Source organism: Streptomyces sp. VRA16 Mangrove soil (assembly GCF_017377775.1).
Classification (GTDB): Bacteria; Actinomycetota; Actinomycetes; order Streptomycetales; family Streptomycetaceae; genus Streptomyces.
In genome coordinates this window covers 37,732-53,496 of record NZ_JAFVLN010000022.1, presented here as the reverse complement: position 1 = coordinate 53,496, position 15,765 = coordinate 37,732, and the positions used below count along the sequence as shown (strand labels likewise).

Here is a 15,765-nt window from a genome sequence, read left to right as displayed (position 1 = left end):
TTCCCGTGCATATCCGCTGTTTGGCAGCGCCGGGAGGCCGTTGGTGGCAATCTGCTGAGCAGCAGATACGCAACGTATAAAAAATGCACGCAGCCGGAGGTGCACGTCCCGTGGCGTCCAACGTCAATCCCACCGTCAGGCGACGCCGGTTGGGCCAGGAGCTGCGGAGGCTCCGCGAGCTCAAGGGCATGACCGCCGAGGAGGTCGCCGAGCGCCTGCTGGTCTCGCAGTCGAAGATCAGCCGCCTGGAGAACGGGCGGCGCAGCATCAGCCAGCGCGACGTCCGCGACCTGTGCGGGGTGTACGAGGTCGAGGACCACCGCATCGTCGACTCGCTGATGCAGATGGCCAAGGACTCGCGCCAGCAGGGCTGGTGGCACTCCTTCGGAGACATCCCGTACAGCGTCTACATCGGCCTGGAGACGGACGCGGCGAGCCTGCGCGTCTACGACCCCCAGGTCGTCCCGGGCCTGCTGCAGACCCGGGGCTACGCCGAGGCGCTGATCAACGGCGCGCTGCCGGAGACGACGCAGTCGGACATCGACAAGCGCGTCCAGGTCCGGATGCGCCGGCAGGAGCGCATCCAGGCGGCCGACAACCCGCTGCGCCTGTGGACGGTCCTCGACGAGGCGGCGCTGCGCCGCACCGTCGGCGGCAAGAACGTGATGCGCGAGCAACTGGAGCACCTCGTCGAGCAGTCGGCGCTGCCGCACGTCACCGTGCAGGTGATCCCGTTCGAGATGGGCGCGCACCCCGGGCTCAACGGGCAGTACGCGATTCTGGAGTTCCCCGACGCGGCGGATTCCAGCGTGGTCTATATCGAGGGTGTCACCAGCGACCTGTACCTGGAGAAAGCCAACGATGTGCAGAAGTACAGCGTCATGTACGAGCATCTGCGGGCACAGGCCCTGAATGTGGAGCAATCCCGACAGTTCATCTCGGAGATCGCGAAGGAGTACGCTCGCTAAAGATCTTCCGGGCATGCTCCGACGGCATTCCGGAAGGCCGGATTCCGCGCCTGATTCGCCTTTGATCATGCCTCAGAGGCAAAAGCGCCGCACGGTACACCCCGTCTCCGGCCTACGGAAGACCCCTATGGAATATGCCATCCGGTTGAGTGAATGGCCACTTCACGCACCCAATGAGGCGAGTAGCGTCGATCACGCCATCAAGACAACATCGTTGGCGAGAACCGCTCTGGATCACTGAGCGGTGCACCATCTCGACCACTGGCTAAACCGGAGCGAACATGGCAATTCAGCAAGGCGCCACGGAATCCTGGATCAAGTCCTCGTATTCCACGGGTAACGGCGCATGTGTAGAGGTCAAGTCCCCCGTGCTGCACGCGATCGCGGTCCGCGACTCGAAGGTCGTGGAAGGCCCCACGATCGGCTTCGACCCCGACTCGTGGAATGCGTTCGTGCACGAGGTGAGCGCGGGCTCGTTCTGATCGCAGGACGAAGAAGCACCACGGCACAACAACCACATACGCACCATCACGCACCACTGTGGGAGCCCTCTCGACTGGTCCGCCGTCCTGGCCGAGGGGGCTCGGCCGTGCCTCCCCGCACTCTCCCGCCGTGTGTGTCAGCGCAGTTGGTCGACGTAACGGTCGGTCCCCGGCACCGTCGGGACGAACGGCGCCATCAGTTCCACCCGGGCCCCCAGGCCCGCCCCCGCGACCAGCTCCCCGAGTCCGGCGAAGTGCCGCTGCCAGCACTCGCGCGGATCCGTCTCCAGGAACCAGAGCAGGGTCAGCCGGGTGTCGACGCCCTCGACCTGCTTCACGTACGTCATCCGGTCGCCCGGCAGCGGAGTGGGCCGGAAGACCGTGACCATCGCGGCCGGTGAACCGGCGAGCGCCTTCGGCAGATGCCGGGACCTGAGCCACTCCAGCAACCCGTCCCGCTGCCCGGCCTGTTCGACGTCGATGACCTCGACCACGAGCCCCGCGTACGGATGGTCGAGCGCGTGGAAGTCGCGCGGGCCCGCGGCGCCGTCCCGGTACACCGTCGCCGCGTGGTCCTGGAACGCCGTGAAGACGTGGGTGCGGTCCTGGTAGACCCGGCCGTCCCGGTTGAGCCGCTTGTTGATCCCGACGGTCCACTTCATGTGGTCGTCGTAGCGCCCTTCGGTGACCCAGTACGTGGAGATGTAGCAGCCCGCGGTGACCGGCTCCGTGACCGCCGACTTCTCGGGGTAGCGCAGCAGTTGAAGGTCGCGGGTAGCCACCCAGCGGCGCCCCGCGTACATCCAGGGCATGGCCATCGCGCCGGCGTAGTAGTGGTCGTCCTCGTACCAGCGGTTGTACGCGTACTCGTGCCCCGGGTGCGGTTCGACCATGGTGATCAGGGCGTGCCCCGGGCGCACTCCGTAGGGGCCGACGGCCGCCAGTTCGGCGTACGTCTCGCTGCGGGTGTCCGTCGCTTCTTCCATACCGGTCCTCCCCTTCCCTTCCATCCTCCGTCCGACGCCCATACTCTGACGCCCCGTCAGATGAATGGCCAGAGCCGGGAGGCGACCGATGGGGAATGGTGGACTGCTCGCCGGGAAGACCGTGATCGTCTCGGGCGTCGGCGCCGGGCTCGGCCAGCAGGTGGCCGCCGCCGTGGTGCACGACGGCGGCAACGCCGTTCTGGGGGCGCGCACGGAGGCCAACCTGGCCAAGTGCGCCGGCGAACTGGACCCGGACGGCGCGCGGACCGCGTACCGGGCCACGGACATCACCGACGAGGAGCAGTGCACGGCGCTGGCCGCCCTCGCGCACGAGCGGTTCGGCGGGGTGGACGCGGTGGTCCATGTCGCGGCCTGGGACAGCTACTTCGGCGGCCTGGAGGACGCCGACTTCACGACCTGGCAGGGCGTGCTCGACGTGAATCTGCTCGGCACGCTGCGGATGACCCGGGCCTGTCTGCCCGCCCTCAAGGAGCGCGGCGGCTCGGTCGTCATCATCGGGACGCAGTCGGCGGTGGCCGCGCCCTCGCAGGTGCGACAGGCGGCGTACGCGGCGTCCAAGGGCGCCCTGACGAGCGCGATGTACTCCCTGGCGCGGGAGCTGGGCCCGCACCGCATCCGGGTCAACACGGTGCTGCCGGGCTGGATGTGGGGGCCGCCGGTGCAGGCCTACGTCCAGTTCACGGCGCAGACCGAGGGCGTTCCGGAGGAGGAGGTGCTCGCCCGTCTCACCGAGCGGATGGCTCTGCCGGAGCTGGCCACGGACGGCGATGTCGCCGACGCGGCGGTCTTCCTGGCGTCCGACCGGGCGCGTGCCATCACGGGGCAGCAACTCCTGGTGAACGCGGGCGAATTGATGCGCTAGAACATCCGGTCCAGGGGTCACGCCCCCTCTCTTGTAGGCCCCTCTCTTGTACGCCCCTCTCTTGTAGGCGACTCCCGGCACACAACTCTCCGGTACACGAGTCCCTGGTACACGAGTCTCTGGTACGCGACCGCACGGGACCCGCATCCCGTGCGGTCTTTCGCGTGGTGCGGCTACTGACGAAGTGCCCGTTCATGGTGTGGCCCCGGTCACGTTCACGACAACTCCCTCCCTGGTCACGAAAATGCAAAATCGTTCGGCTTCCTGATCTCGGTTCACATCCATGACCGCGATAAGTCTTGACCGACCCGCCGAACAGGCGGTTCAATCCCCGAAGTCCCCACACCCGCACGGGGGCGCCCGCTGAGACGGACGTACTGACGAAGAGCCGCAACGTTCACAAGGCGGACCCCTGGAGGGGGCACATGAACAGTCTCGACTGGGTCGTGCTCATCGGCTACTTCGGCATCATGGTCGCGATCGGAATCTGGTCCCACAAACGTGTGGACAACGTCTCCGACTTCTTCACGGCCGGCGGCAAGATGCCCTGGTGGCTCTCGGGCATCTCGCACCACATGTCCGGCTACAGCGCGGTGATGTTCACCGGCTACGCCGGCATCGCGTACACGTACGGCGTGACGTCCTTCGTCACCTGGTCCTTCCCGATCGCGATCGGCATCGCCATCGGCGCCAACCTGTTCGCGCCGCGCATCAACCGGCTGCGCTCGCGGCTGCACGTGGCCTCACCGCTCGAATACCTGAAGAACCGCTACAACCTGCCCACCCAGCAGGCGCTCGCCTGGTCCGGCATGCTGCTGAAGATCGTGGACGTGGCCGCGAAGTGGGCGGCCATCGCCACGCTGCTCTCGGTGTTCACCGGCATCTCGCTCAACCAGGGCATCCTGATCACCGGCGCCATCACCGCCGTCTACTGCACCATCGGCGGGCTGTGGGCGGACGCCCTCACCGAGCTGGGGCAGTTCATCATCCAGCTGCTCGCCGGCGTCTCGATGTTCGTCGCCGTCGTGATCAAGCTGAACGACAAGAACATCGGCTTCTTCGACGCCTGGAACCAGCCCGAGCTGCAGGGCCACGGCAAGCCGCTGGTGGGCCAGTACGGCGCGGTGTTCCTGCTCGCGTTCCTGTTCATCAAGCTCTTCGAGTACAACGGCGGCATGCTCAACCAGGCCCAGCGCTACATGGCCACCGGCTCCGCGAAGGAGGCCACGCGCTCGGCCCGGCTCTCGGCGATCCTGTGGCTGGTGTGGCCGGTCGTGCTGTTCTTCCCCATGTGGATGTCGCCGCTGCTCGTCCACGCGCAGAAGCCGGACGGCTCCGACTCCTACGGGCTGATGACCGAACAGCTGCTGCCGCACGGCCTGTTGGGCCTCGTCATCGTCGGCTTCTTCTCGCACACGATGGCCATGTGCTCCTCGGACGCCAACGCCATCGCGGCCGTCTTCACCCGGGACATCGCGCCGGTGGTCTCCGCGAAGGCGCGGACCTGGAACCAGCGCAGCGGCCTGATCGCCGCCCGCCTCACCACGGTGGTCTTCCTCGGTCTGTCCATGGCGGTGGCGACGCAGGTCAACTCGCCCACGTTCAAGGACATCATCACGGTCGTCATCAAGTGGGTCGCGGGCCTGATGGGCCCGATCGCGATCCCGATGATGCTGGGTCTGCTGCGCTACTTCCGCAAGTCCGGACCGACAGCGGCGCTCACCAGCTGGGCCATGGGTCTGTTCGCCTTCTACCTGGTCAACTACCCGATCGACGACGCCATCGAGGGCGGCGTAGCGCTCCAGTACCAGGTCTCGGTCCCGCTCGCCGTCTCGCTCGTGCTCTACATCGCCATCGGCTTCATCAAGCCGGAGGACACCCCGGAGCGCGACGCGCTGATCGAGCGGATCAACACCGACGACGACGGCCCCGGCACGGCCGGCGCGGCGGCGGTCCCGTCGCCCGCGGGCGCGCAGGACGACGTACAGCGCCTGTAGCCCTCACCCCCCGCGCTCCTGGGGCCGCAAGGCGTCCGGGAGCGCGGGGCGGGGCAGGAGGGACTTTCGAAACACGCCCTAGGCGCGCGGATACCGGGCCAGCCACCCCGCCGACGCCCCGGCGGGCCCGTGCAGCGCGGCGCCCTGCGTCATCTCCATGGCGAAGTCGTCGGCCAGCTCCAGGACCGTGCCGCGCCCCTCCAGCTCCACCACCCAGGCGGGCGGCAGCGCGGTCTCCCCGTGCAGCGCCCCGAGCAGCCCCCCGCACAGCGCCCCGACGGCCGACGAGGGCCCGTCGTGGTGGACGGCCAGCCCGAGCCCGTGCCGGATGTCCTCGCCGACGAGCGTGCAGTAGACGGCGGCGGCGAGCGCGCCCACGGCCCCGCCGTCATCGACGAGTTCCCCGACGCGCGCGGCGTTCGGCATGCCCTGGCGCACCGCGCCGAGCGCGTGCTGGAGGGCCTCCACGACCGGCGGGTGCCCGGGGCGCGCGGCCAGCAGGGCGAGCGCCCGCTGCACCGCCGCGTCCACCGAGTCGCCGCGCGCCAGGGCGTGCACGATCACGGCGTACGCGCCCGCCGACAGATACGCCTCGGGCGCGCCGTGGGTGTGCACGGCGCATTCCACGGCGAGCTGCAGGACGAGCTGCGGCTCCCAGCCGACGAGCAGCCCGAACCCGGCGGATCGGGTCGCCGCCTCCGGGCCGGTCTCCTCCGGGTTCTTGGGTTTGTCGAGGGTGCCCATGACGTCGTTGCCGAGCCCGAGCAGACAGGCGGAGGAGGCGCCGCGCCGGGAGTACAGCCACTCCTCACGGGCCAGCCAGCCGTCCTCCTTGCGGCGCTCGTCGGGCCCCCAGTCGCGCTGGGTCGCGGCCCACCGCAGATAGGCCCGGTGCACGTCGGTGGGCGGGTGCCAGGCCCCGGTGTCGCGGCGCACCTGGGCGCGGATCAGCCCGTCGACCGTGAACAGGGCGAGCTGGGTCGCCGCGGTGACGGCGCCGGTGCGGCCGTAGGCGGGGACGAGTTCGGCGCCCTGCGCGGGCGGGGCGGACTCCTCGACGGTGAGGTCGAGCGGGGCGCCGAGCGCGTCGCCCAGCGCGGAGCCGAGCAGCGCGCCGCGCACCCGGCTGCGGAAATCCTGCTGCTCGCCGCGGCCCCAGACGGCCCCGGCGGCGGGCGGTGCGCCCATGGCTCTCCTCCGTTCGACTCGCAGCACTGTAATCGACCAGGAACGTTCGCTTAAGTGATCTCAGCGAGCCGAACCCGACCTCAACTGGTATGCGAAGAGACGTCCTTGAACGCCTTGTCGATCCACTTCGGACCCACTTTGCGCACTTCGCGAAGGTGCACGACTGCTGCTCGCCCGAGGTTCCACCGCCGTTCACCGACGCGTCGCGCACCGCTTCCTGGTTGCCTCAAGCATCCGTCCCATGACGCACACCACGCGCGCCACGGCCTCCGCCGCCGGCGCCCTCTCCGCTGCCGCGCTCCTGCTCTGCGCGGCGGTCCCGGCCGCCTCCGCCGCGTCGGCCCACACCCGCACCGAGCGCATCCCGTTCACCGAGGCCACGGTCACGGCGCAGGCCGCCCCCGGCACGTACGAGATCGCCTGGAAGGCGCCCGGCGTCCGCCGCGTCGCGATCCGGGCCAACGGCCGCACGGTGGCGAGCGGCGGCTCGTCCGGCAAGGTCACCGTCTCCGGGCTCCCGGCGACGGCCGACCGCCAGTGGTTCGACCTGGCCCCCGACCACGGCCGCGGTCTGCACCTCGCCGACCGGCTGATCCAGCTGGACGGCGCGGTCAACTTCCGGGACGCGGGCGGCTACCGGACCCGTGACGGCCACTGGGTGAAGATGGGCGAGGTCTACCGCTCGGACGCCCTGAACAACCTCACCTCCGCCGATCTCGCCAAGCTGAAGCGGCTCGGCATCGACACGGACTTCGACCTGCGCACGGCGTCGGAGCGCGCCGCGGCCCCCGACCGGGTGCCCCCGGGCACGCGGTACGTCGTCGCGGACGTGCTCGCGGGCTCCGACCTGATGACGACCCTGCCCACGACCGAGGCCGGGGCGGTCGCGATGATGACCCAGGGCGAGAAGTTCATGGTCAGCGGCGACACCGCCAAGTCGGCCTACACGAAGGTCTTCTCGGGCCTGACCGGCGGCGACAGCGCCCTGTTCCACTGCACGGCGGGCAAGGACCGTACGGGCTGGGCGAACGCGGCGCTGCTCACGGCGCTCGGCGTGCCGCGCGAGACCGTGATGAAGGACTACCTCGCCTCCAACGACTACCGCGCGGCGGCGAACGCGGCGGCGCTGGCCGCCATGCCCCCGGAGCAGGCGAAGGTCTACAAACCGCTGCTCGACGTACGGGCCGAGTACCTGAACTCCGGCTTCGACGAGGTGCGGGCGGCGTTCGGCTCCTTCGAGGCGTACGAGCGGCAGGCGCTCGGGGTCACGGCGCCCGAACTCCGTTCCCTCAAGCGCCAGTTGCTCGTCTGAGCCGCAGCCGCGCAAATCCGTACTACCCGCACCCACTCTCACCACCTGTCCCGTGCAACCGTTCGACCCCGGGAGTCGTCTACGGCAACATCCGTCACCTGTACGAGGAGAAGAACTCCATGCCGCTCCCCCGCCGCACCGTCGTCGCCGTCACGGCCGTCACCGCGCTGACCGGCGGTCTGCTGGCCGTGCTCCCCGCGGCGACGGCGGGCGCCGCGCCCGCCAAGCTCGCCGACGACTTCAACGGGGACGGGCACCGGGACCTCGCCATCGGCGCGCCGTACAAGACGGTCGGCGGGGCGACGGCGGCGGGCGCCGTGGTGGTGTCCTTCGGCTCGGCGAGCGGACTCACCACGCAGCAGGTGACCCTCACGCAGAGCTCCACGGGGGTGCCGGGGACGCCCGAGGAGGGTGACTACTTCGGCATCTCGATGGCCGGCGGCGACCTGGACGGCGACGGCTACGCGGACCTCGTCGTCGGTGCCGACGGCGAGGACGTGGACGGCATCGAGGGCCAGGGCAGCGTCACCGTCCTGTGGGGCGGCACCAAGCCGTTCACCACCAGCACCACGACCACCGTGCAGAACCCGAGCACGTGGCAGGCGCACGGCTCGGACGTCGCGGTGGGCGATTTCACCGGGGACAGCGGAGCGGACCTCGCCGTGATCGAGTCGGGCGCGGTCGTCATCTACCCGGGCGGTCTCACCCGGGACAGCAAGCCCGTCCCCGCGTACTCCCTGTCGGTCTCCGGGGCCTCGCTGCTGAACTCGCAGGCCGCCGTGGGCGACGTGAACGGCGACGGCAAGGACGACCTGGCCGTGACCGGCAACGCCGGCACCGGGCGTCCCGGCACCGACGTCTTCACGGGCCAGACGGGCCGCCCGTACCGGATCCAGCGGGTGGACGACGGCAACACCGCGGTGGCCCTCGGCGACATCAACGGCGACGGCTACGACGACATGGCGACCTCGCTCACCTGGCCCGACTTCTACGACGTCGCGGACCCGAGCCACGGCTCCGGATACGTCACCGTCCGCTACGGCAGCGCGACGGGCTTCGGCGACCCGGTGGTCCTGCACCAGGACAGCACCGGGGTGCCCGGCGTCGACGAGGACGGCGACAACTGGGGCGCCTCGGTGGCGATCGGCGACATCACCGGCGACGGCAAGGCGGAGCTGGTGGTCGGCGCGAACGGCGAACAACTCGGCGACCTGGACAACGCGGGCGACGTCACCGTCTTCCGAGGCACCGCGTCCGGTGTCTCGCAGTCCGGCGTCGTCCGCATCTCCCAGGACACCGCGAACGTCCCCGGAGCCGCCGAGGCCGGAGACCTCTTCGGCGCGCAGGTCCGCATCGCCGACTACGACAACAACGGCAAGGGCGACCTGGCGGTGACCGCGTCCTTCGAGAACGACCGCAGCGGCGGCCTGTGGACCCTCCCCGGCACCTCCTCCGGCCTCACCGGCACCGGCTCCCAGTCCCTCAGCGCGGCCGACTTCGGCCTCACGAGCGGCTCGCGCCTCGGGGAAACGATGCAGCACTGACGCCGGGCCGGGGTTCGGGGGGCGGGGCGGCCATGCTCTTCACCTACGGCACAGGGCGAGGAGCCCTCAGCCGTACCAGGTCACATTGCAGACGTAGACACACGCATGCCGTGGGATCGCGAGAAAGCTGATGAATCCCCGACCGCTCAGGATGTCGAACTCCCGCAGGCCGCCCTCCTTGCCGATGGGGCGCCCCACCCGTACCGCCGACTCACCGAGCGCGGCCAGTTCGGTGGCGAGCCGCTCGACCTCCGCCACCACCCCCGGCGGTAGTCCGCTCGTGACGTACTCGGCGCTCGTGCCGTACTCCCAGGTCCAGTCGGTCACAACCCGGCCTCTGCCTCAGCGGCGTCCCGGATCGCCGTGATCTCGGACAGGACCGTCGCCAGGTCTCCGTCCCCCGCGTCGGCGATCGCCTCCAGTTCCCGCAGTCTGGCCGCCCGCCCGGGGTGCCGTTCGATCGCCACGAACACGGCCCACGAATGCACGAACGCGCGGAGAGGTGCCAGGCTCTGGGTCTGCTGCGCGTTCGTCGTCGCTTCGAAGAGGTGCTGAGTGAGCGCAGGTACGCGGCTCGGAGCGATCTTGGCGACGGCGGACCGCAGTGCGTCCGGCGTGAGTTCGGGCATGGGGATCAGCGGGCCGTACGGGCCGTCGGCCTTGACGCTCACGGTGACCTCCGGGGCGGGTGGTTCGGTCCTCGTACGGTACCGGCGGCGCTGCTCCGTGGCATGGCTTGTCACGTGTTGTGCCGCTCTTCCCTCACGCGGCCGCAGCCGCGCCCGCCGCGCCGCAGTCCCGGCACATCCCCGGTTCCGCCGCCCGGAACGCCCGGTCGCAGCCGTCGCAGTTCTGGAGCGGGAGCGTTCGCGGCGGAGGGTCCAGGGGCGGGAGCTGCGGCCTGGGCGGCAGCGCGGCGGGCAGGAAGTGCTTCAGCCGGTAGGCCACGAGGGAGGCGGGCCGCACGATCGGGTCGGCCGGCAGCCCGGCCGTCAGTGCCCGTTGTACGTCGCCGGGGGTCATGCCCCGCTGCAGCCAGGCCGTCGCGGCGGGGGCGAGGCGGCGTACGTCCGGCTCGGTCAGGACGAGACGGGGGTCGTGCCTGCGCAGGCCCGCGAGGAGGTCGGCGGCGGGCGTCCTCACGGGCGCCGGGTCGGGGTCGGGGTCCTGCGGGTCGGGCCGCACCGCGCGCAGGTGCCGGTGCTGCGGGCGCGGGGCGCGGGGCTGCGGCTCGGTCCGTTGAGCCTCGGCCCGGACCGGCTCCGGCTCCGGCGGTGGCGGCTGTTCGGTGGCTTGTCCGCGCAGGTGTGGGGGCTTGTTGTACGAGGTCGTGCGCGTGACGATCCGCCCGTTCGGGAGCCGCACCTTGACCCGCTCCAGGTAGCCGTACGTCTCCAGCTCCCGTAGCGCGGCGCCGATTCTGGCCCTGCCCTCGGTGAACTTGGCCGCGAGGTCGTCGATGCCGACCTTCGACCCTTCGGGCAGCGACTGGATGTGCGTGGCGAGGCCGATCGCGGTGAGGGACAACTCCTCGTGCTGGGCGAGGTGATGCCCGATGACCGTGTACCGGGACATGTGGGGCTCCGAGGACTGGTTCAGTCCGTGACGGGACGGAGTGGCCGAAGGGCCGGAAAGGGCGCGCGAGGGCGCGGTAAACTGAGACTCAGACATCGGGAAGCTCTGGTTCCTTCGTTGTCAGGCCCTCGTTCGGGATGCCAGTCCCGGCGGGGGCCGCCTTTGCATATGCCGCAGAGGCTGTGCCATCAACTCGCGCAAGCGCAAGTCCAGTTGGTGATCCTCACTCGCACGAGTGACGCGCCCCGCAGGTGACCGCCGGGGTGTGGTGAGGGGGGTTGGTTTTTACCTTCCCCTTCTCCCCCTTGGGTGGTTAGGGCGCCGCGCGACCGGATGTCCGCAACTCGCCTTCCGGTGCGTCCAGTTCGGCCCAGACCGTCTTGTGCGGCGCGGCCGTCTCGCCGCCGGTCACGCCCCAGCGGTCCGCGTACGCCGCGACGATCAGCAGGCCCCGGCCGCCCTCGTCGTCCGCCTCACGGAAACGCGGCACCCGGTCCGGTCGCGCGTCGGCCACCTCGATGCGCAGCGTGCGCGCCGCGTCCAGGGTGAGCGTCAGCCGGAAGTCGCGGCCCGGCACCCGGCCGTGCCGCACCGCGTTCGCGGCGAGCTCGGCGACGACGTGCTCCGCCTCGGGCGACTCTCTCTTCCATTCGGCCAGTTGCCGCTCCGCCAGCAGCCGGGCCAGCCGGGCGCCACGCGCGGTCGCGGAGAGCAGGATCGTGAAGCGCTTCGGTTCCGTGGGGTTCATTGAGCCGTTCATGCTGCACAGCGTTCCGGGCCGTCACATACTGTGACCAGGGTTACGCAACGTTGGTGCGGGGCTGTGCACTTGGGGAGGCCGTTGTGCAGCAGTCAGGTGATCGCGGGTCGCAGACGTTCGGGGCTCTTCTGCGGTTCTACCGCGAGCGAACCGGAATGACGCAGGAGGCACTGGGGCACCGAGTCGGCTTTTCCAAGTCGCAGGTGGCAATGGTGGAACGCGGGGAGCGTCCGCCCAGGGGAAAGTTCGTGGCGCTGGCCGAGCACACGCTCGGTGCACAAGGCGCACTTCAGGTCGTGGCGGACAAGGAGTTCGAGCGCGGTGGGGCACGGCTGTGGACCGAGGACTACCTCGCCGAGGAGAAGAACGCGTACGCGCTTCACGTGTACCAGAACCATCTGATCCCTGGATCGCTCCAGACAGAGGCCTACGCGCGGGCCGTCTTCACCTGCAACTGCTGCCCCACCCTGGACGACGAGGAGATCGAGACCCGGGTTGTCGACCGGCTGGCACGACAGGAACTCTTCACGCGAAAGCCACCGCCACCGGTGAGCTACGTACTTGAGGAGTCGGCGCTCACGCGTCCGCTGGGCGGCCGCCAGACGCTTCGCGAGCAGTTGCTCCACATCCTCGACATCAGCCGCTTGCGCAACGTCGAGATTCAAGTCATGCCGCATGATCGGGAGACTCATGCCGGGCTGAACGGCCCCATGATCCTTCTGGATACTGCCGATCGCCGCCAGCTCGCCTACGTCGAGGGCCACCGCGGCGGATACTTCGTAGGCGAGCAGCCAGACCTGGGAGACCTCGTCGGCAAGTATGGAACCCTGCGGGCGCAGGCCCTCAATCCCGAGGACTCGGCAAGACTGATCGAGAAGGTGGCACACGAGCAATGAGCATGAACCTCGCCTGGTTCAAGAGCAGTTACAGCGGCAGCGAGGGCGAATGCGTCGAAATGGCCCCCACCCCCCACTCCATCCACCTCCGCGACTCCAAGCACCCCGACACCGGCCCCACGGTCACCGTCGCCGCCCCCGCCTGGGCCGCGTTCCTGGAATCGATCAAGTAGGACTTGCCCCGAAACGGTCCTGCCGCCCGGTCCCGCGGAGCATCCTTGCCCCATGGACGCGGACAGGGGACAGGGCTCTGCGGCCGCGGCCAACCGCTTCACCACCCGCTCGGTGGACGAGGCGCGCGCCGTGCTGTCGCAGCAGTTCTACGACATGAAACTGGACACCTCCGCAGCGGAGACCTTCGACCTCGACGCCGATGTCGTGCTGCTGGGTGGCGTGACCCTGGGGCGTATGTCGTTCGGCGCCTCCATCACGGCCTTCATCCCCGAACTGGGGGGCTACCACATCGTGGCGCCGACGACGGGATCGTTCGGCATCGGCCAGGGCCCGGGGGCCTACACCCAGGTGTCGGCCCGCACCGGGGGCATGCTGAACCCCACGGCCGACTTCCGGGTCGGCGACTTCTCGCCGGACTGCGACACCCTGACCATCAAGGTCGACAGGGCGGCGATGCACCGGCAGCTGGAGAGCATGCTGGGCAGACCGGTCCGCCGCGGCATCGGCTTCCGGCGGGACTTCGACATCTCCGCCGGTACGGGCCGCAGTTGGGCGGAGCTGGCCCGCTGGGCCGCGCGTGACGTGAACAACCCCGGCGGGCTGCTGGAGAGCCCCATGATCCGCGGGCGTCTCGAACAGACCCTCCTGGAGGGCCTGTTGCTGTCCACCGGCCACCGGTACCGCGACGCCCTGGACGCGCCGCCGCCCGGGATGAGCGCCGCGGCCGTCAAACGGGTCATGGACGCGGTGCGCGACAACCCGGCCGCGCCCTGGGACGGCGGCGCGCTCGCCGCCGTCGCCCGGGTCAGCCTGCGCACGCTCCAGGAAGCCTTCCGTAAGCAGCTGCGCATGACGCCCATGGCGTACGTGCACGAAGTGCGGCTCCAGCACGTACGGATGGAACTGCGCCGCGCCGTACCCGGCGCGACCACGGTCACCGAGACCGCGTACCGCTGGGGCTTCGCCCATCTGGGCCGGTTCGCGCGGCGCTACCGGACCCGCTTCGGCGAGACGCCGTCCCAGACGCTGGCCGCCGCCCTGGGTATCGCGCGAAGCGGATAGCGGACGTGCGCGAAGCGGCGAGCCGCGCCCCGGGCCGCGGCATAGCGTCCTGGTACCGGTCCGCGCACGGGATGTGCGGCCGCTGGGCAGTGTCGGCGCCGCCCACCAGCCGCTCCCCTTCATCCCGAATCCAGCAGAGTCCGGTGCGGGCGCCGCGGGAGTGCCTGCGTGCCCTCGGGCCCGGCGGCCGATCTGTCGGTGGCGCCGGGCCCGAGCCGGTGCCACCCCCCGACTGCGGCCTCGGGCCGCTTCCACAGCCGCCGGTACAACGGTTCGCGTGCCTCGGCCGTCTCCTCCCACGACGACGTGCGTCCCACGCCAGGAGGTAGCGCCGATGCGTCCAGCGCCGATGCGTCCGTCGAGGAGCCCGCGCAGGACCCGGTACGCCGTCGCCGTGCTGCTCCTGCTGCCGGCCGTCGCCGCCTGTTCCTCCGCGACGGGCGGCAAGGACGCGGAGGGGCGCACGCCCACCCCGTCGCTCGCGCCTCCGAGCGGCACCGTCTCGGGCCCGCACGGCCGCGCCACCGCCACGGTCAGCGACTTCAACGGGGACGGGTTCGGCGACCTCGTCGTCGCCGCCCCCGCCACCGAGGCCCGGGGGCGGAAGGAGGCGGGGGCCGTCGTCGTCCTGTACGGGGGCGAGCACGGGATCGAGGCGGGACGCAGGCGGCAGACGCTCGTGTCGGTCGGCGGCACGTCCGTACCGGCCCGGCTCACGCCGCTGCTCGACCAGGGCCACCGGTTCGGGGACCACGTCACCGCGGCCGATCTCGACGGCGACGGCCACACCGACCTCGCCGTCTCCCTGGAGATCGGCCCGACCGACGCCGAACGGGCCCGCGCGTCCGCCGACGGCGAGGGCCATCCCGGCCGGTACGAGCCGGCGGCCGGACCCGTGACGCTCGTCCTGTGGGGATCGCGCATCGGCCTCGCAGAGGTGACCATGCTGCCCTCGCTCGGCAGGACGGCGGCCGGGGACTTCGACGGGGACGGGCAGGCCGACCTCGTGGCGTCGAAGGGCGCCCGCGTCCTGTACGGGCCGTTCGGCCGGGACGGCGAGGAGCGCAAGTCGGCGCAACTGACGGGCCGTTGGGGCGACTCCGACCAGCCGCGCCGGATCCTGGCCGGCGACCTGAACGGTGACGGCCGCGACGACCTCGTCACCTCGCAGGGTTTCGAGGAGATGAGCTACCCGGACCGGTTCTACGCGGGCGGCAAGGACGGACTCGGCACGCGCGGCAAGGATCTGGGCACGTACGGGCTCGGCGGCGCGATCGGCGACTTCGACTGCGACGGTTACGCCGACCTCGCCGCGTACGACATCGGCAAGGTCTCGGAGGACGCGCAGGACGGCGCGGGGCGGGTGCGGGTGCTGCCCGGCGGCCCCGACGGGCCCGGCGGCCCGGCGGGCACGCTGACGGCTCCCGGCGGCGGCCGGGCCGGCGATCACTCGTCGGCTCTCGACGACGACCAGGGCGACCGGTTCGGGGCCGCCCTGAGCGCCGCCGACGCGGACGGCGACGGCTGCGCCGACCTCGCCGTCGGCGCGCCCGGCACCAATGGCGCGGCAGGGCGGACCGACTCCGGCGCCGTGTACCTGTTCCAGGGCGTACGGGGGCGCGGACTCGGCCCCGCGCCGGTGCGCACCTACACCCAGGACAGCGCGGTCGTCCCCGGCACCGGTGAGCGCGGCGACCGGTTCGGCTCGGCGGTGGCGTTCCTGCCGACGGGCGAGAGCGCCCCGCCCGCGCTGGCCGTCGGCGCCCCCGGCGAGGACGGCGCGGTACGGGACTCCGGCGCGGTCTGGGTGATCACCGGTCCGGCGGACGCGCACCCCCGCCGGGTCACCTCGTTCGGCCCGGCGGCCGTCCAGGCGCCCGAGAAGGGCGGCACGGACGGCACCCCGGGCACCGGGTTCGGCGCCGCTCTGCAGTAGCG

16 protein-coding genes are annotated in these 15,765 nt (G+C 71.0%); 10 read left to right on the top strand and 6 right to left on the bottom strand.

Annotated elements, in window-relative coordinates:
- Positions 1–110: 110 nt before the first annotated feature.
- Together J3486_RS38670 and J3486_RS38665 are read left to right on the top strand one after the other, a co-directional pair.
- Positions 111–968: a helix-turn-helix transcriptional regulator gene (locus J3486_RS38670; RefSeq protein WP_207828622.1), complete on the top strand. Its 858-nt coding sequence runs from the start codon at positions 111–113 to the stop codon at positions 966–968.
- A 281-nt stretch (positions 969–1,249) separates the two neighbouring features.
- A complete protein-coding gene (locus J3486_RS38665; protein ID WP_207828620.1) occupies positions 1,250–1,450 on the top strand; it encodes a DUF397 domain-containing protein in 201 nt (66 codons plus the stop codon).
- A 137-nt stretch (positions 1,451–1,587) separates the two neighbouring features.
- On the opposite strand, the gene J3486_RS38660 is transcribed toward J3486_RS38665, so the two are convergent.
- On the bottom strand, positions 1,588–2,436 hold the full coding sequence (locus J3486_RS38660) for a hypothetical protein (RefSeq protein ID WP_207828618.1): 849 nt from the start codon (positions 2,434–2,436) through the stop codon (positions 1,588–1,590).
- An 88-nt stretch (positions 2,437–2,524) separates the two neighbouring features.
- Between J3486_RS38660 and J3486_RS38655 the strand changes: the two genes are divergently transcribed.
- Both J3486_RS38655 and J3486_RS38650 read left to right on the top strand, forming a co-directional pair.
- Positions 2,525–3,319 carry an SDR family oxidoreductase gene (locus tag J3486_RS38655; RefSeq protein ID WP_207828617.1) on the top strand — a complete coding sequence of 265 codons (795 nt, stop codon included), beginning with the start codon at positions 2,525–2,527 and terminating at the stop codon, positions 3,317–3,319.
- A gap of 425 nt (positions 3,320–3,744) precedes the next feature.
- Complete coding sequence (locus tag J3486_RS38650) at positions 3,745–5,316, top strand: sodium:solute symporter family protein (RefSeq protein WP_207828615.1); 1,572 nt, start codon at positions 3,745–3,747, stop codon at positions 5,314–5,316.
- A 78-nt stretch (positions 5,317–5,394) separates the two neighbouring features.
- Here J3486_RS38650 and J3486_RS38645 read toward each other — a convergent pair whose 3' ends face one another.
- A complete protein-coding gene (locus tag J3486_RS38645) occupies positions 5,395–6,504 on the bottom strand; it encodes an ADP-ribosylglycohydrolase family protein (RefSeq protein WP_207828614.1) in 1,110 nt (369 codons plus the stop codon).
- Positions 6,505–6,745: 241 nt separating this feature from the next.
- On the opposite strand from J3486_RS38645, the gene J3486_RS38640 reads away from it, so the two are divergent.
- Positions 6,746–7,816: a tyrosine-protein phosphatase gene (locus J3486_RS38640; RefSeq protein WP_207828613.1), complete on the top strand. Its 1,071-nt coding sequence runs from the start codon at positions 6,746–6,748 to the stop codon at positions 7,814–7,816.
- A gap of 119 nt (positions 7,817–7,935) precedes the next feature.
- A complete protein-coding gene (locus tag J3486_RS38635; protein WP_207828612.1) occupies positions 7,936–9,360 on the top strand; it encodes an FG-GAP-like repeat-containing protein in 1,425 nt (474 codons plus the stop codon).
- A 66-nt stretch (positions 9,361–9,426) separates the two neighbouring features.
- On the opposite strand, the gene J3486_RS38630 is transcribed toward J3486_RS38635, so the two are convergent.
- The 4 genes from J3486_RS38630 to J3486_RS38615 form a co-directional block, all read right to left on the bottom strand.
- A complete protein-coding gene (locus J3486_RS38630) occupies positions 9,427–9,687 on the bottom strand; it encodes a hypothetical protein (protein WP_207828611.1) in 261 nt (86 codons plus the stop codon).
- A complete protein-coding gene (locus J3486_RS38625; protein WP_307805118.1) occupies positions 9,684–10,031 on the bottom strand; it encodes a DUF6247 family protein in 348 nt (115 codons plus the stop codon). The genes J3486_RS38630 and J3486_RS38625 overlap by 4 nt, the downstream gene beginning before the upstream one ends.
- A 91-nt stretch (positions 10,032–10,122) precedes the next feature.
- Positions 10,123–10,935, bottom strand: a complete 813-nt coding sequence (locus J3486_RS38620; RefSeq protein ID WP_229379293.1) for a helix-turn-helix domain-containing protein — start codon at positions 10,933–10,935, stop codon at positions 10,123–10,125.
- A 313-nt stretch (positions 10,936–11,248) separates the two neighbouring features.
- Entirely contained in the window at positions 11,249–11,695 is a 447-nt protein-coding gene (locus tag J3486_RS38615) for an ATP-binding protein (RefSeq protein ID WP_207828609.1), read from the bottom strand.
- A gap of 83 nt (positions 11,696–11,778) precedes the next feature.
- Between J3486_RS38615 and J3486_RS38610 the strand changes: the two genes are divergently transcribed.
- The 4 genes from J3486_RS38610 to J3486_RS38595 all read left to right on the top strand — a co-directional run bounded on the left by J3486_RS38610 (position 11,779) and on the right by J3486_RS38595 (position 15,763).
- Positions 11,779–12,591, top strand: a complete 813-nt coding sequence (locus J3486_RS38610) for a helix-turn-helix transcriptional regulator (RefSeq protein WP_307805117.1) — start codon at positions 11,779–11,781, stop codon at positions 12,589–12,591.
- Positions 12,588–12,764: a DUF397 domain-containing protein gene (locus tag J3486_RS38605; protein WP_207828607.1), complete on the top strand. Its 177-nt coding sequence runs from the start codon at positions 12,588–12,590 to the stop codon at positions 12,762–12,764. Before J3486_RS38610 ends, J3486_RS38605 begins: the two co-directional genes overlap by 4 nt.
- 52 nt (positions 12,765–12,816) lie before the next feature.
- Positions 12,817–13,827 carry an AraC family transcriptional regulator gene (locus J3486_RS38600; RefSeq protein ID WP_207828605.1) on the top strand — a complete coding sequence of 337 codons (1,011 nt, stop codon included), beginning with the start codon at positions 12,817–12,819 and terminating at the stop codon, positions 13,825–13,827.
- A gap of 334 nt (positions 13,828–14,161) precedes the next feature.
- A complete protein-coding gene (locus tag J3486_RS38595) occupies positions 14,162–15,763 on the top strand; it encodes an FG-GAP-like repeat-containing protein (RefSeq protein WP_207828603.1) in 1,602 nt (533 codons plus the stop codon).
- The last annotated feature ends 2 nt before the right edge of the window (positions 15,764–15,765 follow it).